This is a genomic window from Pseudomonas spartinae (assembly GCF_965197125.1).
Taxonomy (GTDB): Bacteria; Pseudomonadota; Gammaproteobacteria; order Pseudomonadales; family Pseudomonadaceae; genus Aquipseudomonas; species Aquipseudomonas composti_A.
This window is the reverse complement of record NZ_CBDAMB010000011.1, coordinates 22,840-43,532: the sequence shown is the minus strand read 5'-3', so window position 1 is coordinate 43,532 and position 20,693 is coordinate 22,840. Positions and strand designations below refer to the sequence as shown.

The window sequence follows — 20,693 nt, the reverse complement described above, 5'->3', positions numbered from 1 at the left end:
TTTCAGGGCTGCGTGTATGTCCCATTTACCGCAAGTGAAAATCCCCGCCACCTATATGCGTGGCGGCACCAGTAAAGGCGTGTTCTTCCGTCTGCAGGATCTGCCCGAGCGCTGCCAGGTGCCGGGCGCGGCCCGCGACAAGCTGTTCATGCGCGTGATCGGCAGCCCCGATCCGTACGCTGCGCAGATCGACGGTATGGGCGGCGCCACCTCGAGCACCTCCAAGTGCGTGATCCTGTCGAAGAGCAGCCTGCCCGAGCACGATGCCGACTACCTCTACGGGCAGGTCTCCATCGACAAGGCCTTCGTCGACTGGAGTGGCAACTGCGGCAACCTGTCCACTGCCGCCGGTGCCTTCGCCATTCATGCTGGTCTGATCGACCCTACGCGGATTCCCGAGAACGGCACCTGCGTGGTACGTATCTGGCAGGCCAATATCCAGAAAACCATCATCGCCCACGTACCGGTCACGGGGGGGCAGGTGCAGGAAACCGGCGACTTCGAGCTGGATGGCGTGACCTTCCCGGCGGCGGAGATCGTGCTGGAGTTCCTCGATCCGTCCGATGACAGCGAGGAGGGCGGTTCGATGTTTCCCACCGGCAACCTGGTGGACGACCTCGAAGTGCCCGCTGGTGTTGTAGAAGGGGGCACCTTGAAGGCGACCATGATCTCTGCGGGTATTCCGACCATCTTCGTCAACGCCGAAGACATCGGCTACCAAGGCACTGAGTTGCGCGACGCTATCAACGGTGACCCGGCGCAACTGGCGCGCTTCGAGCAGATTCGCATTGCCGGTGCGCTGCGCATGGGTCTGATCAAGACGGCCGAGGAGGCTGCGACACGTCAGCACACCCCGAAGATCGCCTTCGTCAGTCCGCCCAAGGATTACCGCACTTCCAGCGGCAAGGAGGTCAAGGCCAGTGAGGTCGACCTGTTGGTGCGCGCGCTGTCCATGGGCAAGCTGCACCACGCCATGATGGGCACCTGCGCGGTGGCCATTGGCACGGCTGCGGCGATTCCGGGAACCCTGGTGAACTTGGCGGCTGGCGGAGGCGAGCGCGAGGCGGTGCGTTTCGGTCACCCGTCCGGCACCTTGCGGGTTGGTGCCCAGGCAAAAATGATCGACGGTCAGTGGACGGTGACCAAGGCGGTGATGAGTCGCAGCGCCCGGATCCTGATGGAGGGCTCGGTGCGGGTGCCGGGTGAAAGCTTCTGAGGATCTAAGCTAGAAAAGACTCGAAGTTTAGAGTCTTTTCTCTTTTATAACAGATAGTTACGAGGATTATTTAAGGCGTCTCTCAACACCTTTCTCCACCAGGATCTTGGCGGAAATCTCCTCCACCGAAAAATGTGTGGAGTTGATGAAGGCGATGTTTTCTCGGCGGAACAGGCCCTCGACTTCGCGCACCTCGAACTCGCATTGGGCGTAGCTGGCATAGCGGCTGTTGGGCTTGCGCTCGTGGCGGATGGCGGTGAGGCGATCCGGGTCGATGGTCAGGCCGAACAGCTTGTCGCGGTATTTCTTCAGCGACTCGGGTAGCTGCAGGCGCTCCATGTCGTCCTCGGTCAGCGGGTAGTTGGCCGCGCGGATGCCGTATTGCATGGCCATATAAAGGCAGGTGGGCGTTTTGCCGCAGCGCGACACGCCGACCAGAATCAGATCCGCCTTGTCGTAATAGTGCGTGCGCGCGCCATCGTCGTTGTCCAGGGCGAAGTTGACCGCTTCGATGCGCTCCATGTAGTTGGAGTTCTGGCCGATGGAGTGCGATTTGCCGACGGAGTAGGAGGAGTGCGAGCTCAGCTCTTGTTCCAGTGGCGAGAGGAAGGTGGAAAAGATGTCGATCATGAAACCATTTGCGGTGTCGAGGATCGCACGAATATCGCGATTGACGATGGTGTCGAAGATGATCGGGCGGATGCCGTCCCTTTCTGCGGCAGCATCGATTTGTTGTACCATGGCGCGCGCTTTATCGACGCTGTCGATATAAGGACGCGTGAGTTTCGTGAATTGAATATTCTCGAACTGCGCGAGCAAGCTCTGACCCAGAGTCTCGGCCGTGATGCCGGTGCCGTCGGAGATGAAGAAAGCGGTTCGTTTCATTTGCGCCAAAGGCCTTAAGCTGAGTTCGATTCTTGGCTATGATAGGCCGCGTTTTTCGCCGGCCCCACGGGGTTTCGGCATTGTTACTTATTCAAGGGTAAGGCGACAATCTGGCGGCAGCGTGTCTCCAGAACATCCAGCCCCCCAAGAATTTGTGTAAAGGCTTGCGAGCAAGAGGCATGCAAGGCGCATGGCTTTACGCAGATTCTGAGCTTTTCCAACATATTAGTGGAGAGATCACCTTGGTAGAGTACGTAGTTTCCCTCGATAAGCTCGGCAATCACGATGTTGAGCATGTGGGGGGCAAGAACGCATCCCTCGGCGAGATGATCAGTAATCTGGCTGGCGCCGGCGTCTCGGTTCCCGGCGGTTTCGCCACTACGGCTCAGGCTTACCGCGACTTCCTCGAGCAAAGCGGCCTGAACGCGCAGATTCACGCTGCCCTCGACGCCCTCGACGTCGACGACGTCAACGCCCTGGCCAAGACCGGCGCGCAGATTCGCCAGTGGGTGATGGACGCCGAGTTCCCCGCCGAGCTGGACAAACAGATCCGCGCAGCCTTCGCCACCATGAGTGCTGGCAACGACAACATGGCCGTGGCCGTGCGTTCCTCCGCCACCGCCGAAGACCTGCCGGACGCATCCTTCGCCGGCCAACAGGAAACCTTCCTCAACATCCGCGGTGTGGACAACGTGATCCGCGCTGCCAAGGAAGTATTCGCCTCGCTGTTCAACGACCGCGCCATTGCCTACCGCGTGCACCAGGGCTTCGACCACAAGCTGGTCGCTCTGTCTGCTGGCGTGCAGCGCATGGTGCGCTCGGAAACCGGTACCGCCGGCGTGATGTTCACCCTGGATACCGAGTCGGGCTTCCGTGACGTGGTGTTCATCACCGGCGCCTATGGCCTCGGTGAAACCGTGGTGCAAGGTGCGGTCAACCCCGACGAATTCTACGTGCACAAGCCAACCCTGGAAGCGGGCCGCCCGGCGATCCTGCGGCGCAACCTGGGCAGCAAGGCGATCAAGATGATCTACGGCGACGAGGCCAAGGCCGGTCGTTCGGTCAAGACCGTCGAAGTCGACCGCGCCGAGCGCGCACGCTTCTGCATCACCGACGCCGAGGTCAGCGAGCTGGCCAAGCAGGCGCTGATCATCGAGAAGCACTACGGCCGCCCGATGGACATCGAGTGGGCCAAGGACGGTGACGACGGCAAGCTGTACATCGTGCAGGCCCGCCCGGAAACCGTGAAGAGCCGTTCCAGCGCCACCGTGATGGAGCGCTACTTGCTGAAAGAGAAGGGCACCGTACTGGTCGAAGGTCGCGCCATCGGTCAGCGTATCGGCGCCGGCAAGGTCCGCGTGATCCATGATGTGTCCGAGATGGACAAAGTGCAGCCAGGCGACGTGCTGGTCTCCGACATGACCGACCCGGACTGGGAGCCGGTGATGAAGCGCGCCAGCGCCATCGTCACCAACCGTGGCGGCCGTACCTGCCACGCCGCGATCATCGCCCGTGAGCTGGGTATTCCGGCCGTGGTCGGCTGCGGCAACGCCACCAGCGTGCTGAAGGATGGCCAGGGCGTCACGGTATCCTGCGCCGAAGGCGACACCGGCTTCATCTTCGAAGGCGAGCTGGGCTTCGACATTCGCAAGAACTCGGTCGATGCCATGCCGGACCTGCCGTTCAAGATCATGATGAACGTCGGCAACCCGGACCGCGCCTTCGACTTCGCCCAGCTGCCGAACGAAGGTGTGGGCCTGGCCCGTCTGGAGTTCATCATCAACCGCATGATCGGTGTGCACCCGAAAGCGCTGCTGAACTTCGCCGGCCTGCCGCCGGAGATCAAGGACAGCGTCGAGAAGCGCATCGCCGGCTACGGCGACCCGGTCGACTTCTACGTCGAGAAACTGGTTGAAGGCATCAGCACCCTGGCCGCGGCCTTCTGGCCGAAGAAGGTCATCGTGCGTCTGTCGGACTTCAAGTCCAACGAATACGCCAACCTGATCGGCGGAAAGCTGTACGAGCCGGAAGAAGAGAACCCGATGCTGGGCTTCCGTGGTGCTTCGCGCTACATCAGCGAATCCTTCCGCGATTGCTTCGAGCTGGAATGCCGTGCGCTGAAGAAAGTGCGCAACGAGATGGGCCTGACCAACGTCGAGATCATGGTGCCCTTCGTGCGCACTCTGGGTGAGGCCTCGCAAGTGGTCGAGCTGCTGGCCAGCAATGGCCTGGCCCGTGGTCAGGATGGCCTGAAGGTCATCATGATGTGCGAGCTGCCGTCCAACGCCATCCTGGCCGAGGAATTCCTCGAATTCTTCGACGGTTTCTCCATTGGTTCCAACGACCTGACCCAGCTGACCCTGGGCCTGGACCGTGACTCCGGCATCGTCGCCCATCTGTTCGATGAGCGTAATCCGGCCGTGAAGAAGCTGCTGGCCAATGCCATTGCCGCCTGCAACAACGCCGGCAAGTACATCGGCATCTGCGGTCAGGGCCCGTCGGACCATCCGGATCTGGCCAAGTGGTTGATGGAGCAGGGTATCGAGAGTGTCTCGTTGAACCCGGACTCGGTACTCGACACCTGGTTCTTCCTGGCTGAAACTCAGCCTGCCTGAGGTCGATGACCGATCCGAAACAGGGCGGGTTGATCCCGCCCTTTTTGCTGGCCATCGCGTTTAGCCAGCCACCCCAAGCCGTCGCCAGCGATATGCACGTCGCTCCCGGCGGTTTTTTGTGCGTGTCGTTATTCTTTTGTGGCATCTCGCCAGTGCGGTCCCCCGATCCATGCAAAGCAGTAGTGAGCTTTTTCCCGTCTCCCTGATGAGTGCCGAGTTGCGCGGCGATCTCAGTGAGGACGTCTATCTCCTCAAGCCCAACAACAGCCCTGACTCGAGCGTCGAGCTGGCCCTGACCCGGCTCGGTCGCGCAGGTTCAGAAGGCGAACGTGGCGTGCCCGTGGTATTGCTGCATGGCAGTTTTTCCAATCGGCGCTTCTGGTACTCGCCCAAGGGCATTGGTCTGGGGGCTTACCTGGCGCGCGCCGGGTTCGATGTGTGGATCGCCGAGATGCGCGGCCACGGGCTGTCACCGCGCAACGAAAGCTATCGAAACAATAGCGTTGCGCAGTATGTGCGTTACGACCTGCCGGCGATCGGCGATTTCATCTTCGAGCAGACGGGCCAGGCTGCGCACTGGATCGGCCACTCGCTGGGTGGAGTGATTCTGGCGGCGGCGCTAGGCGGCGAATACCTCACGCAATCGCATGCGCGCTCGGCGGCGCTGTTTGGCAGCCAGGTCAGCCGCGTCTACTGGCCGTTGAAGCTGCCGCCGGTGGAGTGGGGCGGTCGCCTGTTGTTGCGCGCCTTTCCCTATCTGTCCGGGCGGCGTCTCAAGCGTGGCCCTGAAGACGAACCGATCGGGCTGGCGCTGGAGACCTTGCGCTGGCTCAGGTTATTCGGACGTTTCGCGGATGCTGAGCGCGACTGGTGGGCTGGTCTGACCCAGGTGCGTATGCCCATTCTCGCCGTGGGGGCGGCCGCCGATCACCAGGACCCTGTCTGGGCCTGTCGCAAGCTGCTGGAGCAGTGCAGTGCGGCGCCGGCCCAATTTCTCTTGCTGGGCAAGGACAACGGCTTCTCCAGTGACTTCGGCCATGTCGAAATGCTGGTGAGCAAGGAGGCGCAGCGCGAGGTGTGGCCACTGGCCGAGTACTGGTTGCAGCATCTGCAATTGCCTGTCGGTTTTGCCGAGAATGCCTCTGTGGCGGGAGCCTGAGGCTGTCACAAGCGTTCCTTCGCGGGGTGCTTACCGGTAACATGTGACGCATCGTGCTCAGGTAGTCATTTACCGATCTACTGGCCGCTTGCGGTTCATTGCCAGCGAGTCCTGCTGCTGAATTGTCCCGCGCCGGCCAGGTCCATTGAGGTGGCTGCTTGCTCATTCATCGTCGAAAGGAGTTCTGTCATGCACTACATCACCCCCGATCTGTGCGATGCCTACCCGGAGCTGGTTCAGGTTGTCGAGCCGATGTTCGCCAACTACGGTGGTCGCGATTCCTTTGGTGGTCAGATCGTCACCATCAAGTGCCATGAAGACAACTCGCTGGTGAAGGAGCAGGTCGATCTGCCAGGGCAGGGCAAGGTGCTGGTCGTGGATGGCGGCGGCTCGCTGCGGCGCGCACTGCTCGGCGACATGCTGGCGGAAAAGGCGGCCAAGAATGGCTGGGAAGGCATCGTGGTCTACGGCTGTATTCGTGACGTCGACGTCATCGCTCAGACCGACCTCGGCGTACAGGCTCTGGCCAGTCATCCGATGAAGACCGATAAGCGCGGTATCGGCGACCTGAATGTCCCCGTCACCTTCGGCGGCGTGACCTTCAAGCCGGGCGATTACCTGTACGCCGACAACAATGGTGTCATCGTCTCTCCACAAGCTCTGAACATGCCGGAATAAGCCGATGCAGGATCAGGATTCGGCGCTGCTGCATGCCTTCGTGCTCGATGGCCATGGTGGCGCACGCAGCATCAGCCGTGAACAATTGGACAGACTGCAGCTAGCCGAGCAGGAAAGCCTCTGGCTGCACTGGGACCGTGGACGGATGCAATCGCAGCACTGGTTGCGTGAGTACAGTGGCCTGGATGAGTTCAGCTGTGATCTGCTGCTGGAAGAGAACACCCGGCCGCGGCTGCTGCCGTTGCCCGACAACGAGTTGCTGATCTTCCTGCGTGGGGTCAACCGCAACCCGGGCGCCGAGCCAGAAGACATGGTGTCGGTGCGCATCTTCGCCGATGCCAAGCGCATCATCTCCCTGCGTCTGCGCCCGCTGCTGGCGACCGAGGTCCTGATCGCCGATCTGCGGGCCGGCAAGGGCCCCAAAACGTCCTCCGAGCTGCTGCTGGAGCTGGCGCGTCACCTGACCAGTCGAGTCGACGACCTGGTGACCGAGCTGAGCGAGCAACTCGACGACGAGGAAGATCGTCTTGACGAAGACGAGTGCTACCGTCCGGATCACGGCCTGATGCTGCAGGTGCGTCGACGCGCTGCCAGCCTGCGCCGATTCCTGGCGCCGCAACGTGATCTCTATGCGCAGCTGGCACGTAACAAGCAGCCATGGTTCGTCGAGGACGATGATGACTACTGGAACGAGCTCAACAACAGGCTGACGCGCTATCTCGAAGAGCTGGAGCTGATTCGCGAACGGGTCAGCCTGGTGCTCGAGGCCGAAAGCAGCCGGCTTGGCGAGCGCATGAATCGGATCATGTACAGGTTCACCGTGATTACCGGCCTGTTCCTGCCGCTGAGCTTCCTGACCGGGCTGCTGGGCATCAACGTCGGCGGCATTCCGGGGGCAGACAACCCCACTGGTTTCTTCGTCGCTTGCGGCCTCATGATGCTTCTGGCGGTGGGGCAACTGCTGCTTTTTCGCCGTTGGCGTTGGCTGTGATGTGTGACTCATCCGTCGGCTACTTCGTCTAGCCGTGACATCCCGTGAGGTGCGCATGCACGATCCATTCGAAGAGTCTCTACGCGATTTGCTCAAGTCCTCGCCGTCCACCCATGACGACGATGCTTGCCTGCACCGGGTTCTCAAGACCGCCAACCGCCAGGTCGGTGCTGGCGATCTGTTCAGCCTGATGGGGCACTGGGCCCAGGCGCTGATGATCGCCCTGAACAACGGTTCGGCGCATGTGGCGCCGGTTTCGCGCCGTAACCAATCCTCTGCTTCTGCTGACAAGGCTGACTGAAATGGAACTCGATCCCTGGACCCAAAGCCTGATCTCCGCGATGACTGCCCTGTGGACCAAGGTTGCCGGCTTCATCCCCAACCTGTTCGTCGCGCTGGTACTGGTGCTGCTCGGCTTCGTCGTCGCCAAGCTGCTCGACACCTTGCTGTCCAAGCTACTGGGCAAGGTCGGCCTGGATCGCCTGATGATGGGTACCGGTCTGACCAAGCTGCTGGCACGCGTTGGCATCCACGCCTCGGTCTCGACCCTGATCGGCAAAATCGTCTACTGGTTCGTGCTGCTGATCTTTCTGGTTTCCGCAGCTGAATCGCTGGGCCTGCAGCGCGTCTCCGCCACTCTCGACGTATTGGCCCTGTATCTGCCCAAGGTCTTCGGTGCCGCGCTGGTGTTGCTGGCCGGTGTGCTGCTGGCGCAGTTGGTCAGCAGTCTGGTGCGTGGCGCCGCCGAGGGCGTTGGTCTGGAATACGCCCACGGCCTGGGCCGGGTGGCGCAGGGCCTGGTGATCATCATCAGCATCTCGGTGGCAATCGGCCAGCTGGAGGTCAAGACCGATCTGCTCAACAACGTGATCGCCATCGTGCTGATCTCCGTTGGCCTGGCGGTCGCATTGGCGCTGGGTCTGGGTAGCCGCGACATCGCCAGTCAGATCCTCGCAGGCATCTACGTGCGCGAACTGTATGAAGTCGGGCAACAAGTGCAGGTTGGTGATGTCGAAGGGCAGATCGAAGAGATCGGCACAGTGAAAACCACCCTGTTGACCGATACTGGTGAGCTGGTATCGGTGGCAAATCGAGTGATGCTCGAGCAACGCGTGAACAGTCGCTGACGCCAATCTGTTATTTTATGCAGCTGCCCGACAGGTGTGACCTGCCGGGCACTTTTCGTCCTGACCGTCGGCCCGACTCGTTTTGAACAAAGCTCAAGCCCTGCCCACGCGCTACGACCCCCGCGAGCTCACCGATGAAGAGCTGGTGGCGCGCGCCCACGACGAGTTGTTTCACATCACTCGTGCGTATGAAGAGCTGATGCGTCGCTACCAGCGAACATTATTTAACGTTTGTGCGCGTTATTTAGGGAACGAAAGGGATGCTGATGATGTCTGTCAGGAGGTCATGCTCAAAGTTCTTTATGGCCTCAAGAACTTTGAGGGTAAGTCCAAGTTCAAAACCTGGCTATACAGCATCACCTACAACGAATGCATTACTCAATATCGAAAAGAGCGGCGTAAGCGTCGGTTGATCGACGCTTTAAGTTTGGATCCGCTCGAAGAAGCTTCCGACGACAAGACACCCAAAGTCGAGGAGCGCGGCGGTCTGGATCGCTGGTTGGTACACGTCAACCCGATCGACCGCGAGATTCTGGTGTTGCGTTTTGTCGCCGAACTCGAGTTTCAAGAGATTGCCGACATCATGCACATGGGCTTGAGCGCAACCAAAATGCGCTACAAGCGAGCATTGGATCGGTTGCGGGATAAATTTTCGGACACTTCCGAAACTTAGTTCAGCTTTCCGACCACTAAGGGAGTGGCGATACCTGATAAAATCGCCAGCAAGTTGCCGACTGAAGTTAACGGCGACTTATTAACCACCAAGATGGGGATTTAACGGATGAAAGTAAAAAACACCTTGGGCGTAGTCATTGGCTCTCTCGTCGCCGCAACCTCTTTCGGCGCGCTGGCGCAAGGCCAAGGCGCTGTCGAGGTGGAGGGCTTCGTCAATCGCTACTTCACCGACGTTCAGCGTGATTACGCGCACAACGAAGGCAATCTGTTCGGTGGCAGCATCGGCTACTACCTGACTGACGACGTCGAGCTGGCACTGTCCTACGGCGAATACCACGATCTGCGTGGCGAAGGTTCGCAAGGCAGCAAGAACATCAAGGGCAACCTGACCGACCTGAAGGCTATCTACCACTTCGGTCAGCCGGGTGTTGGTCTGCGTCCGTACGTTTCTGCTGGTTTCGGCCATCAGAGCATCGGCGACGCCAACAGCGGTGGTCGTAACCATTCCACCCTGGCCATCGCTGGCGCTGGCGCCAAGTACTACTTCACCGAAATGTTCTACGCCCGTGCTGGCGTCGACGCTCTGTACAACATCGACCAGGGCGACACCGAGTGGCAAGCCGGCGTGGGTGTTGGTCTGAACTTCGGTGGCGGCAGCAAGCCTGCTCCTGCTCCGGTCGTAGCGGCTGCACCCGAGCCGATGCCTGAGCCTGCTCCGGAGCCGGCAATGGAAGCTGTTCGCGTTGAGCTGGACGTCAAGTTCGACTTCGACAAAGACCGCGTGAAAGAAGAAAGCTACGGTGACATCAAGAACCTGGCTGACTTCATGAACCAGTACCCGCAGACCACCACCACTGTTGAAGGTCACACCGACTCCGTTGGTAGCGACGCTTACAACCAGAAACTGTCCGAGCGCCGTGCTAAAGCCGTGCGTGAAGTTCTGGTCAACCAGTATGGTGTTGACGGTAGCCGCGTGAACACTGCCGGTTACGGTGAGACCCGTCCGGTTGCTGACAACGCCACTGCCGATGGCCGTGCCATCAACCGTCGCGTTGAAGCAGAAGTAGAAGCTCAGGTTCAGCAGTAATCGATCTGGTGCTTTAAGAAAACCCGGCTCCGGCCGGGTTTTTCTTTGCCTGTAGAAAATCCGCCTCAGGCCTGCCGCGACAGCGGAAGGTCGGCCTGTAGACCTGTCGCGGCCACGGCACCTATCACCAGGATGGCAGGGCTCTTGAGGGCGAAGGCGACGGCGTCGGCTTGCATCCTTAGCAGGCTGCTACGGAACTCCCGCTGCTCAGGCAGAGAGGCGCTCTCGATCATCGCCACCGGCATGTCAGGCGCCATGCCGCCAGCTAGTAAGCCGGCCTGTATGTCTGCCAGCTTGGCCACTCCCATATAGATCACCAGCGTCGTGCCGCTTTGCGCCAGCGCCTGCCAGTTCAGCGTGCTGTCGTCCTGCGTATGCGCCGTGACCAGGGTTACGCCACGCGCCACGCCTCTGAGGGTCAGAGGAATGCCGCAGTTGGTGGCGCCGGCCAGACCTGCAGTGATGCCATTGACCATCTCCACTTCGATGCCGTGCGCGCCGAGCCAGTCGGCTTCTTCACTGCCGCGGCCGAAGATGCAGGGGTCGCCGCCTTTCAGCCTGACCACGCACTTGCCCTGGCGCGCATAGCGCAGCATCAGGCGATGAATGAAAGCCTGCGGCGTTGAGCGACAGCCGCCGCGCTTGCCTACCGAGACGATACGAGCGCCAGGACAGTGTTCCAATACGTCTGGGTTGACCAGGTCGTCGATCATCACGACGTCGGCCTGGCTTAGCGCCTTGACCGCCTTGAGGGTCAGCAGCTCGGGATCACCTGGGCCCGCGCCCACCAGCCAGACTTTTGCGTTCATATCGCGTTCCTCTAGGCGTTGACTGCAAGCGGGCGGATAGCCAGCAGGCGTTTGATTTCGGGGACACAGGAGCCACAACTGGTGCCACACTTGAGCTCCTGCTTGAGGCCGTCGAGATCCAGGCCGCGTGCAATGCCGGCGCACACCGCGCTTTCGCTGACGTTCAGGCAGTTGCACAGGGTCTTGCCGTGGCTGCTGGTGGCTGCATTGCCTGGCGGTGCTGAGACCGGGGCGAGCAGCCAGCGGCGCAAGTCGGCGTCGGCCTGGCCGTCCAGCCACAGGCTTCTGAGCCATTCGCTGGCGGCGGTTTCACCGGCCAGGCGAATGCTGACGATGCGGCCGTCCTCGATGCGCACGCGTTTGCCCACGGCACGGCGCGGATCGTCATAGGCCAGCACTGGCCCTTCATGCAGACGCAGCAGGCGGTCGATCTGCTCCAGCAGTTCTGGCTGCGGCGCCAAGGCGCTGGCGGCGCGGATCAGCAGAGCGGGGCGTTCGCGCCCGGTGGGGGTGAGGCTGGCGTAGGCGAAGTCCTCGAACAGCGGACGCAGGGCCTCGAAGCGGCTCTGCACCTCACCCTCGACCAGGGCGAACAGTTGCCAGGGCAGCGCGACCTTGTCCACCTCGACCCCGGCATGTTTGAGTTCCGGCTGCTTGGACAGCGGATCGAAGGCCGGCTGGGTCAGCACGTTGGTGCCCAGGCCCTTGAGGAAGCGGTCGCCCCAGTGCATGGGCAGCCAGGCCTGGCCGGGACGCACTGAGTCATCGGCCTGCACCGGCAGGATCAGGCTGCCGCGGCGGCTACGCAGCTTGATCAGGTCGCCGTCGTGCAGGCGACGGCGGCGCAACTCGTCCGGATGCAGGCCGAGCACGGCGGCCTCGACATGGCCGAACAGGCGCGCGGCGGTGCCGGTGCGGCTCATGCCGTGCCACTGGTCGCGCAGGCGGCCGGTATTGAGGGTGAGCGAATAGCGCGCCTCGCGCTTTTCCTTCGGTGCGCGGTACGGGTCGGCATGGAACTGCGCGCGTCCGCTTGGGGTGGGGAAGTGGCCGTCGCTGTAGAGTCGCTCGGTGCCTTGGCGGGCTCCGGACGGGAACGGCCATTGCTGGGGACCTTGGTCATCAAGCAGCGCGTAGCTCAGCCCCGACAGATCGAGGTCGCGCTGGGCGGTCAGGTGCTTGTATTGCTCGAACAGCGCTTCGGCGCTGGCGAAGTCGAACAGGCTGGGCAGGCCGGGGCGGAGCAGTTGTTCCAGGCGACGAGCGAAGTCGCAGGTGATCGACCAATCGGGCCGCGCATCGAAGGGCGCTGGCACGGCGCGGCGTACATGACTGACGCGGCGCTCGGAGTTGGTCACCGTGCCTTCCTTCTCTCCCCAACTGGCGGCAGGCAGCAGCAGGTCGGCGTAGCGGCAGGTCTCGGTGGTGAAGAAGGCTTCCTGCACCACGACGAAGGGGCAGGCGGCCAGGGCTTCGTGCACCTTGTTCTGGTTCGGCAGTGACTGCGCCGGGTTGGTGCAGGCGATCCACAGCGCCTTGATGCGTCCGTCGTGTACGGCATCGAACAGTTCGATGGCGGACAGGCCCGGCGTCTCTGGCAGGGCATCGACGCCCCAGTAGGCAGCGACTTCAGCGCGATGCTCGGCGTTGCTGGCCTCGCGATGGCCGGGTAGCAGATTGCTCAAGCTCCCAGTTTCGCGGCCGCCCATGGCATTGGGTTGGCCGGTCAGCGAGAAGGGACCGGCGCCAGGCTTGCCGATCTGCCCAGTGGCGAGGTGCAGGTTAATCAGCGCGCTGTTCTTCGCACTGCCGGAGCTGGACTGATTGAGCCCCATGCACCACAGCGAGAGGAAGGACGGCGCTTTGCCGATCAGTTCGGCGCAACACTGCAACGCGTCCAGGCTGATGCCACAGATATCGGCGGTGGCGGCCGGGCTATAGTCGCGCACCAGGTTCTTCAGCGCTTCGAAGCCCTCGGTGTGGGCGTCGATATAGTTGCGGTCGACCCAGCCTTCCCACAGCAGGATATGCAGGATGCCGTGGAACAGCGCGACATCGGTGCCAGGCAGGATCGCCAGGTGCAGGTCGGCCAGTTCGCAGGTGTCGGTGCGCCGCGGATCGACGACGATGATCTGCATCTGCGGACGGCGGGCCTTGGCTTCTTCCAGCCGGCGGAACAGCACCGGGTGGGCGTAAGCCATGTTGGAGCCGGCGATCAGCAGGCAGTCGCTCTGCTCGATGTCCTCATAGCTGCAAGGCGGGGCGTCGGCGCCGAGGCTGCGTTTGTAGCCGACCACGGCAGAGCTCATGCACAGGCGCGAGTTGGAGTCGATGTTATTGGTGCCGACCAGGGCTCGAGCCAGCTTGTTGAAGGCGTAGTAGTCCTCGGTCAGCAACTGGCCGGAGATGTAGAAGGCAACGCTGTCCGGGCCATGCTCGCGGATGGTCTGGGCGAACACCGCCGCAGCGTGGTCGAGGGCGCTGTCCCAGTCCGTGCGGGTGCGGGCCAGGCCCTTGCCCAGGCGCAGCTCGGGGTAAAGGGCGCGGGCGTCGAGGTCGCCGGTCAGGTGCAGGGTCGAACCCTTGCTGCACAGCTTGCCGAAGTTGGCCGGGTGGCTGGGATCGCCGGCGACGCCGAGGATCTGCTCGCCGTCGTGCTCGATCAGTACGCCGCAGCCCACGCCGCAGTAGCAGCAGGTGGAGACGGTGATTTGAGTGGGGCTGGCCATGGTTCGGGCTCCTACAGGCGTAGGGTGGACAACGCTGTGCTTGTCCACTCATGCGCGGGGTTACCGGTGGAAAACGCTTCGCGGTTTTCCACCCTACGGCTTACGCACATTTCTCGGCGGTATTCAGGGCCAGCAACACCCGGCCGCTCTCCACCTTGGCGTGGTGCCGGTGTGCGCAGCCTACGTCCGGTGCCACGGCCTCGCCGGACTCCAGCTCGATCTGCCAGTTATGCAGCGGGCAGGCCACGCGCTTGCCGTAGATCAAGCCCTGGGACAACGGACCGCCCTTGTGCGGGCAGCGGTCGTCGAGGGCGAAGACCTCGTCGGCCGCGGTTCGGAAGATGGCGATGTCGCCTTTGGGGCCGGTGACGATGCGCGAGCCGAGCACGTTGATTTCGTCCAGGGCGCAGATATCCAGCCAGTTCATACGGAGGCCTCCTCGAGTTGCGCAACCTTGATGGTGTCGAACTCTTTCTTCAGTTGCGGCGTTTCGATGCGCTCTTTCCAGGGGTCCTGCTCGAACGACAGGGCGTAGTGCAGGCGCGCGGCCAGTGACTTGCGATTGGTGTCGTCTTCCAGCACCGCCTTCTTGATGTGTTCCATGCCGACGCGCTGCATGTAATGCACGGTGCGCTCGAGGTAGAAGGCCTCCTCGCGGTACAACTGGAGGAAGGCCGCGTTGTATTCGCGCACCTCCTCGGCGGTCTTGACCTTGACGAAGAACTCAGCGACTTCGGTCTTGATTCCGCCGTTGCCGCCGATGTAGATCTCGAACCCTGAGTCCACGCCGATGATGCCGACGTCCTTGATGCCGGCCTCGGCGCAGTTGCGCGGGCAACCGGAGACCGCCAGTTTGACCTTGTGCGGCGACCACATATTGAACAGATCGTGTTCCAGGTCGATGCCCAGCTGGGTCGAGTTCTGCGTGCCGAAACGGCAGAACTCACTGCCGACGCAGGTCTTCACGGTGCGGATGGACTTGCCGTAGGCGTGGCCGGAGGGCATGTCCAGCTCCTTCCACACAGCCGGCAAATCATCCTTCTTGATGCCCAGCAGGTCGATACGCTGGCCACCAGTGACCTTGACCATGGGCACGTTGTACTTGTCGGCGACGTCGGCGATACGGCGCAGCTCGGCAGGGTTGGTCACGCCGCCCCACATGCGTGGCACCACCGAATAGGTACCATCCTTCTGGATATTGGCGTGGGCGCGCTCGTTGATCAGGCGCGACTGCGGATCGTCCTTGGCCTCGCCCGGCCAGGTGGAGATCAGGTAGTAATTCAGCGCCGGGCGGCAGGTGGCGCAGCCGTTGGGCGTGCTCCAGTTGAGGAACTCCATGGCCTGCGCCATGGATGTCAGGTGCTGCTCGCGGATCGCCTTGCGGATCTGCCCATGGTTGAGGTCGCTGCAGCCGCAGATGGCTTTCTCGCTCTTGGGCTTGACGTCGGCGGCGCCGCCGACGGTGCTGATCAGGATCTGCTCGACCAGACCGGCGCAGGAGCCGCAGGAGCTGGCAGCCTTGGTGTGCTTCTTGACCTCGTCGACGGAGAACAGACCGTTCTCCTGGATAGCCTTGACGATGGTGCCCTTGCACACGCCGTTACAGCCGCACACTTCCATGCTGTCGGGCATGTTGGCGGTCTTGTCGGCGCCCTGGTGGCCGACGTCGCCGATGGCGCCTTCGCCAAACATCAGGTGGTCGCGGATCTCGCTGACGTTGTGCAGCTCGCGGATCTGGCGGAAGTACCAGCCGCCGTCGGCGGTGTCGCCGTACAGGCACGCGCCGACCAGCACGTCGTCCTTGATTACCAGCTTCTTGTAGACGCCGCCGATGGGGTCGGAAAGGGTGATCGTCTCGGTGCCTTCACCGCCCATGAATTCGCCGGCGGAGAACAGGTCGATGCCGGTAACCTTGAGCTTGGTCGAGGTCACCGAGCCCTGGTAGCGGGCGAAGCCGAGCTGGGCGAGGTGGTTGGCGCAGACCTTGGCTTGCTCGAACAGCGGCGCCACCAGGCCGTAGGCGATGCCGCGGTGGCTGGCGCATTCACCGATGGCGTAAACCCGCGGGTCAAAGGTTTGCATGGTGTCGTTGACCAGAATGCCGCGGTTGCAGGCAAGCCCGGCGCTCTCGGCCAACTCGCTGTTGGGGCGGATACCGGCGGCCATCACCACCAGGTCGGCGGGAATCACCTCACCGTCCTTGAACTTCACCGCACAGACACGGCCCTCGCCGTTGTCCAGCAGCTCGGCGGTCTGCTTGGGCAGGAAGAATTTCAGGCCACGATCCTCCAGGGACTTCTGCAGCAGCTCGCCAGCGGTGCGGTCGAGCTGACGCTCCAGCAGCGAGCAGCCGATGTGCACCACGGTGACGTCCATGCCGCGCAGCTTGAGGCCGTTGGCGGCCTCCAGGCCGAGCAGGCCGCCGCCGATGACCACCGCGTGCTTATGAGTCTTGGCCGTTTCCATCATCATCTGGGTGTCGGCAATGTCGCGATAGCCGATCACGCCCTGCAGGTCCTTGCCCGGGATCGGCAGGATGAAAGGGTTGGAGCCGGTGGCGATGAGCAGGCGGTCGTATTCGGCCTCGCTACCATCGTCGGCAATTACCAGGCGCTTCTTGCGGTCGATCTTGACCACCTTGCGTCCTAGCAGCAGCTTGATGTGGTTTTCCGCGTACCAGTTCAGATCGTTGAGTACGATCTCTTCGAAGGTCTGTTCGCCGGCCAGCACGGGGGAGAGCAGGATACGGTTGTAGTTGGGGTGCGGCTCGGCGCCGAACACGGTGATGTCGTAGAGGTCGGGGGCGAGCTTGAGCAGTTCTTCGAGGGTGCGTACACCCGCCATGCCGTTGCCGATCATCACCAGCTTGAGTTTTTGCATGCCGGCTATCTCCTGAGTCAATAGTCACGGAAAGCTGGCCGCCAGAAATGGCAGGCCAGAAAAACAAAAAAGGCGTCCCGCTAGTCACCTAGCGAGGACGCCTTTGTCCAGGTCCCGTTCTATCGGGAAATGCAGCCTTCGTCGTTGAAGGTCGTGCTTATGTAGTTCGTGATCGTTGTGAATGCAGCCCTTGTGCCAACTCGATCAAGCCACTGATTTCCAGGCTTTCCAGCCATTTTGCTGCATCAGCCGAGTTCATCTGCGCACCTTTGCGATGCGCTGCGCGCTGCCTTGGTGCGTAATCGGCTATTTGAGCAGCAGAAATGCCAGCAACAGGTTGAGCAGCAGCGACATCAGCGCCACGGTGCGCCACACCAGTAATGGCTCGCGCTCCAGCAGTGGCCGTGGGTGATTGCTCAGCGACTGGCGCTCGCTGCCTTCCAAGGCCAGCAGCCACTGTTCGGCGGTCTCGAAGCGCTGCGCCGGATCAGCGGCAACTGCGCGCTTGAGCACCTCGTCGAGCCAGGCCGGCAGGTCCGGACGATAGCGGCTGGCCGGTGTCGGCTGGCCGAAGCGCGGGTGCTGGAAGGCCTCGACTTCGCCATGGGGATAGTGGCCGGTGAGCAGGTGATAGAGCGTTACGCCCGCGGCGTAGAGGTCCTGTTGCGCGCTGGGCGGGCTGCCAGCGAAGGCTTCCGGGGCGATATAGCTGGGGGTGCCGGGCAAGCTATGGGCCTCGTCGCGGGACAGGCCCGGGCAGTAGGCCAGGCCGAAGTCGAGCACGCGCAGTTCGCCGTCGTCGCCGAGTAACAGGTTTTCCGGCTTGATGTCGCGGTGGATGATATTGCGCCTGTGCAACAGGCCGAGCGCCTTGATCAGACGCGGCGCCAGGTCCTGCCAGTCGGCCAGGCTCAGCGGGCCATGCTGGCGCAGGCGCGCGGCGAGGGTCTGACCGGCATAAGCGCGCTGCACGTAATACAGGTGCTGGCGCTGCGGCAGGGCATGCAGCTCGGGGAAGTGGCGCCCGGCAACGCGACGCAGGAACCATTCCTCCTGCAGCAGCGCCGGGCCGGCCTGCTCCTCGCCAGTGCGACTGGTGGGCAGGGTCTTGAGCAGCCAGGGTTGGTGGTCGGCATCGTGCACCCGGTAGATCAGCGACTGGCGCGATTCGCCGAGCAACCGCTCGACCTGCCAGCCTTCGAACGCCTGACCATCACGCAGGCGCGGCGGCAACGGCCAGTGCTCGAGCTGGGCCAGGGTGTCGGCCAGTGCGGCTTCGGGGAGCTGCTCGACGTGCACCAGCAGGGCGCTGGCATTGTCCTGGCTGCCAGCGCGGTGGGCCTCGTATACCAGCGCTTGGCAGATCGCCTCGGCTGCATCGTCGCGTTGCAGCAGCTCACCGATGCGTTTGTCGCTGAGGCAGGCCCAGACGCCGTCGCTGACCAGCAGGAAACGGTCGCCGGCCTGCAGCTCGCCGTCGCGGTAGTCCACCACCAGGTGTTGATCCAGGCCCATGGCACGCTTGAGCACGTGCTGCATGCCCGGCTGTTCCCAGACATGGTCTTCGGTCAGGCGCTGCAGTTGATCATCGCGCCACAGGTAGGCGCGGCTGTCGCCGATATGCGCCAGGGTGTAGCGACGGCCGCGCAGCACCAGAGCAGTGAGGGTGGTCAGCAGTGGCTGGCCGCCGCCGTTGGCCTGCAGCCAGCGGTTATGTGCGATCAGCAGACGGTCCAGACTGTGCTGTACTGGCCAGGTTTCGGGCGTGGAGTAGTAGTCCAGTGCCAGTGCCTGCAGGGTCGCGCGGGCCGCCAGGCCGCCGTCAGCGCACTGGCTGACGCCATCAGCGAGGCCAAGCAGGTAGCCCTTGCTGGCCGCCAGTGCCGGTGCCGGGGTAACCACACGCAAGGCATCCTGATTCTCGCTGCGCGGGCCGGTGGCGCTGGTTTCGCCGATGCTCAGTCGCAGTGTCATGGGGCGGTTCCCGTAGAACGGTTATTAGGGGCAGGGTTCAGGCAAAGGCAGGGCCCCAGGCCCGTGACACGAGTGCGTCGTTGTCGACTGCACCCGCTTTACCTGACTAGTGCAATGCGGTCCCGCCTTTGCCGCAAACCTTCATTTTGAGCCTAGGGTGGATCACGCTTTAGCGATCCAGCGGTGCCATCAGGTGGATGAAAAAGCGTCATCCACCCTACGACACCGGGCAACTGGGTGGATCGTCGAGGCGCGACCCGCCCATTCGCTCATACCCGGGCAGCGGTCACCGCCGCGCTGCCCCAGGTGGTGCGCCAGCGCTGCTTGACGCCGTGCAGGCCGACCCAGGCCAGCAGACCGAGGCTGGCGAACAGCCACAGGCCCAGCTGGTAGTCGCCGGTGTGCTGCTTGATGGTGCCCAAGCCCGCGGCGAGGAAGAAACCGCCGATGCCGCCGGCCATGCCGATCAGCCCGGTCATTACGCCGATTTCTCTGCGAAAACGCTGCGGTACCAGCTGGAATACCGCGCCATTGCCGGCACCAAGGCCGAGCATGGCCGCGACGAAGAAGGCCAGGGCAGCGCTCGCGCTGGGCAGGTTGAAGCCAACCACCGCGATGCAAAGCGAGGCGATGGTGTACATCATCAGCAAGGTACGAATACCGCCGATGCGGTCGGCCAGGGCGCCGCCCAGCGGCCGCAGCAGGCTGCCGGCGAACACGCAGGCGGCTGTGTAGTAGCCGGCGGTTACCGGGCTCAGCCCGTACTGATCGCTGAAGTAGCCGGGCAGGGCGCTGGCCAGGCCGATGAAGCCGCCAAAGGTGACGCTGTAAAAGAACATGAACCACCAGCTGTCGCGGTCGCCGAGTGCCTTGAGGTAGTCGCCGAAGGCTTTGGCCTTGGGTCGCTCCGGCGCATTCCTGGCCGTCAGGGCGAAGATCACCAGGGTCGCCAGCAATGGGATAAGCGCCCAGCCAAACACGTTCTGCCAGCCGGACAGCGCCGCCAGGCCGGGAGCGAACAGCGCCGCCAGTACGGTGCCGGAGTTACCGGCGCCGGCAATGCCCATGGCCTTGCCCTGGTGCTGCGGCGGGTACCACTGCGAGGCCAGCGGCAGGGCGACGGCGAAGGCGGCACCGGCGAAACCGAGGAACAGGCCGAGCAGCAGCGCCTGTTCGTAGCTGCCGATGCCGATCTGCCAGGCGCAGAACAGCGCGGTGATCACCACCACCTGGCCGAGCAGGCCGGCAGTCTTCGGCGACAGACGGTCAGCGAGAAAGCCCATCAACAGGCGCAGAACGGCACCGGCGAGAATCGGTGTGGCCACCATCAGGCCCCGTTGCTGGGCGTTGAGGTCAAGGTCGGTGGCGATCTGTACCGCCAGTGGGCCGAGCAGGTACCAGACCATGAAACTCAGGTCGAAATAGAGGAAGGCGGCAAACAGGGTGGGGGCATGGCCGGCTTTCCAGAAACTTGTATTCATCGATCACCTCATCAGCGAGAAGGAGCCCGGCCAGGCGCGGCGAACCGTGGTCGTGGACACGGCGGCCGCGTCTGCCGGGAAGGCCTTGCACTTGTGGTGCAGAGCCCTGCGGCCAAAGCCACAGCAGGTTTGAGCGATTGCGCTGCAGGCTCGGATCGCGATGCCTGCACCGGCCCCGGTCACTGGGGCGAACACGAAAAAAAACGCCGCACCACCACAGCCCATTTAGGCGAGGTGAAGCGACGTCTTTGTCATGAGGGAGGTAGCCGCCGTTGGCTGCCTGATATAAGGGAAAAGCAAGAACTGGGCCAGTCGAGCAGAGGCCCTGGGATCAGGTGCTACCCAGGTTCGGCACACCTGGTACTGCCGTAAAACGAGGCGTTTACG

Annotated in this window: 17 protein-coding genes; 9 read left to right on the top strand and 8 right to left on the bottom strand. The window is 62.8% G+C overall.

Translation table 11 applies throughout. From position 1 onward, the window contains the following. Positions 1-16 precede the first annotated feature (16 nt). Positions 17-1,216 carry a 2-methylaconitate cis-trans isomerase PrpF gene (gene prpF / locus ACN8M7_RS20960; protein WP_490262055.1) on the top strand — a complete coding sequence of 400 codons (1,200 nt, stop codon included), beginning with the start codon at positions 17-19 and terminating at the stop codon, positions 1,214-1,216. A 66-nt stretch (positions 1,217-1,282) separates the two neighbouring features. Here prpF and ppsR read toward each other — a convergent pair whose 3' ends face one another. Both ppsR and ACN8M7_RS20950 read right to left on the bottom strand, forming a co-directional pair. Continuing rightward, positions 1,283-2,101 carry a posphoenolpyruvate synthetase regulatory kinase/phosphorylase PpsR gene (gene ppsR / locus ACN8M7_RS20955; RefSeq protein ID WP_061237602.1) on the bottom strand — a complete coding sequence of 273 codons (819 nt, stop codon included), beginning with the start codon at positions 2,099-2,101 and terminating at the stop codon, positions 1,283-1,285. 83 nt (positions 2,102-2,184) lie between these two features. After that, positions 2,185-2,397, bottom strand: a complete 213-nt coding sequence (locus ACN8M7_RS20950) for a hypothetical protein (protein ID WP_490262054.1) — start codon at positions 2,395-2,397, stop codon at positions 2,185-2,187. Between ACN8M7_RS20950 and ppsA the strand changes: the two genes are divergently transcribed. From ppsA to ACN8M7_RS20910, 8 genes are all read left to right on the top strand, one after another. Next, a complete protein-coding gene (gene ppsA, locus ACN8M7_RS20945) occupies positions 2,344-4,716 on the top strand; it encodes a phosphoenolpyruvate synthase (protein WP_490262053.1) in 2,373 nt (790 codons plus the stop codon). The genes ACN8M7_RS20950 and ppsA overlap by 54 nt on opposite strands. Positions 4,717-4,885: 169 nt before the next feature. Further along, entirely contained in the window at positions 4,886-5,875 is a 990-nt protein-coding gene (locus ACN8M7_RS20940; protein ID WP_490262052.1) for an alpha/beta fold hydrolase, read from the top strand. Between the two features lie 189 nt (positions 5,876-6,064). Then, on the top strand, positions 6,065-6,553 hold the full coding sequence (gene rraA, locus ACN8M7_RS20935) for a ribonuclease E activity regulator RraA (protein ID WP_061237605.1): 489 nt from the start codon (positions 6,065-6,067) through the stop codon (positions 6,551-6,553). A gap of 4 nt (positions 6,554-6,557) precedes the next feature. Next, positions 6,558-7,544, top strand: a complete 987-nt coding sequence (locus ACN8M7_RS20930; protein WP_490262051.1) for a zinc transporter ZntB — start codon at positions 6,558-6,560, stop codon at positions 7,542-7,544. Positions 7,545-7,593: 49 nt separating this feature from the next. Then, complete coding sequence (locus tag ACN8M7_RS20925; protein ID WP_197432127.1) at positions 7,594-7,845, top strand: CrfX protein; 252 nt, start codon at positions 7,594-7,596, stop codon at positions 7,843-7,845. Position 7,846: 1 nt separating this feature from the next. Next, the gene (locus ACN8M7_RS20920; protein ID WP_061237608.1) at positions 7,847-8,671 is read left to right on the top strand and encodes a mechanosensitive ion channel family protein; all 825 of its coding nucleotides are present in this window, start codon (positions 7,847-7,849) and stop codon (positions 8,669-8,671) included. Between the two features lie 82 nt (positions 8,672-8,753). Beyond that, the gene (sigX, locus tag ACN8M7_RS20915) at positions 8,754-9,344 is read left to right on the top strand and encodes an RNA polymerase sigma factor SigX (RefSeq protein ID WP_036999656.1); all 591 of its coding nucleotides are present in this window, start codon (positions 8,754-8,756) and stop codon (positions 9,342-9,344) included. Between the two features lie 108 nt (positions 9,345-9,452). Continuing rightward, positions 9,453-10,433 carry an OmpA family protein gene (locus ACN8M7_RS20910; RefSeq protein ID WP_061237609.1) on the top strand — a complete coding sequence of 327 codons (981 nt, stop codon included), beginning with the start codon at positions 9,453-9,455 and terminating at the stop codon, positions 10,431-10,433. A gap of 65 nt (positions 10,434-10,498) precedes the next feature. Here ACN8M7_RS20910 and cobA read toward each other — a convergent pair whose 3' ends face one another. From cobA to ACN8M7_RS20880, 6 genes are all read right to left on the bottom strand, one after another. After that, positions 10,499-11,242, bottom strand: a complete 744-nt coding sequence (gene cobA, locus ACN8M7_RS20905) for a uroporphyrinogen-III C-methyltransferase (RefSeq protein ID WP_490262050.1) — start codon at positions 11,240-11,242, stop codon at positions 10,499-10,501. 11 nt (positions 11,243-11,253) lie between these two features. Continuing rightward, entirely contained in the window at positions 11,254-13,971 is a 2,718-nt protein-coding gene (locus ACN8M7_RS20900; protein ID WP_490262049.1) for a nitrate reductase, read from the bottom strand. A 100-nt stretch (positions 13,972-14,071) separates the two neighbouring features. Then, positions 14,072-14,398 (bottom strand): nitrite reductase small subunit NirD, encoded by a 327-nt coding sequence (nirD, locus tag ACN8M7_RS20895; protein WP_490262048.1) that lies wholly within the window; start codon positions 14,396-14,398, stop codon positions 14,072-14,074. Next, the gene (nirB, locus tag ACN8M7_RS20890) at positions 14,395-16,851 is read right to left on the bottom strand and encodes a nitrite reductase large subunit NirB (RefSeq protein ID WP_490262047.1); all 2,457 of its coding nucleotides are present in this window, start codon (positions 16,849-16,851) and stop codon (positions 14,395-14,397) included. Before nirB ends, nirD begins: the two co-directional genes overlap by 4 nt. Before the next feature lie 306 nt (positions 16,852-17,157). After that, a complete protein-coding gene (locus tag ACN8M7_RS20885; RefSeq protein WP_490262046.1) occupies positions 17,158-18,825 on the bottom strand; it encodes a bifunctional protein-serine/threonine kinase/phosphatase in 1,668 nt (555 codons plus the stop codon). A 269-nt stretch (positions 18,826-19,094) separates the two neighbouring features. Further along, positions 19,095-20,306, bottom strand: a complete 1,212-nt coding sequence (locus ACN8M7_RS20880; protein ID WP_490262045.1) for a nitrate/nitrite transporter — start codon at positions 20,304-20,306, stop codon at positions 19,095-19,097. Positions 20,307-20,693 lie beyond the last annotated feature (387 nt).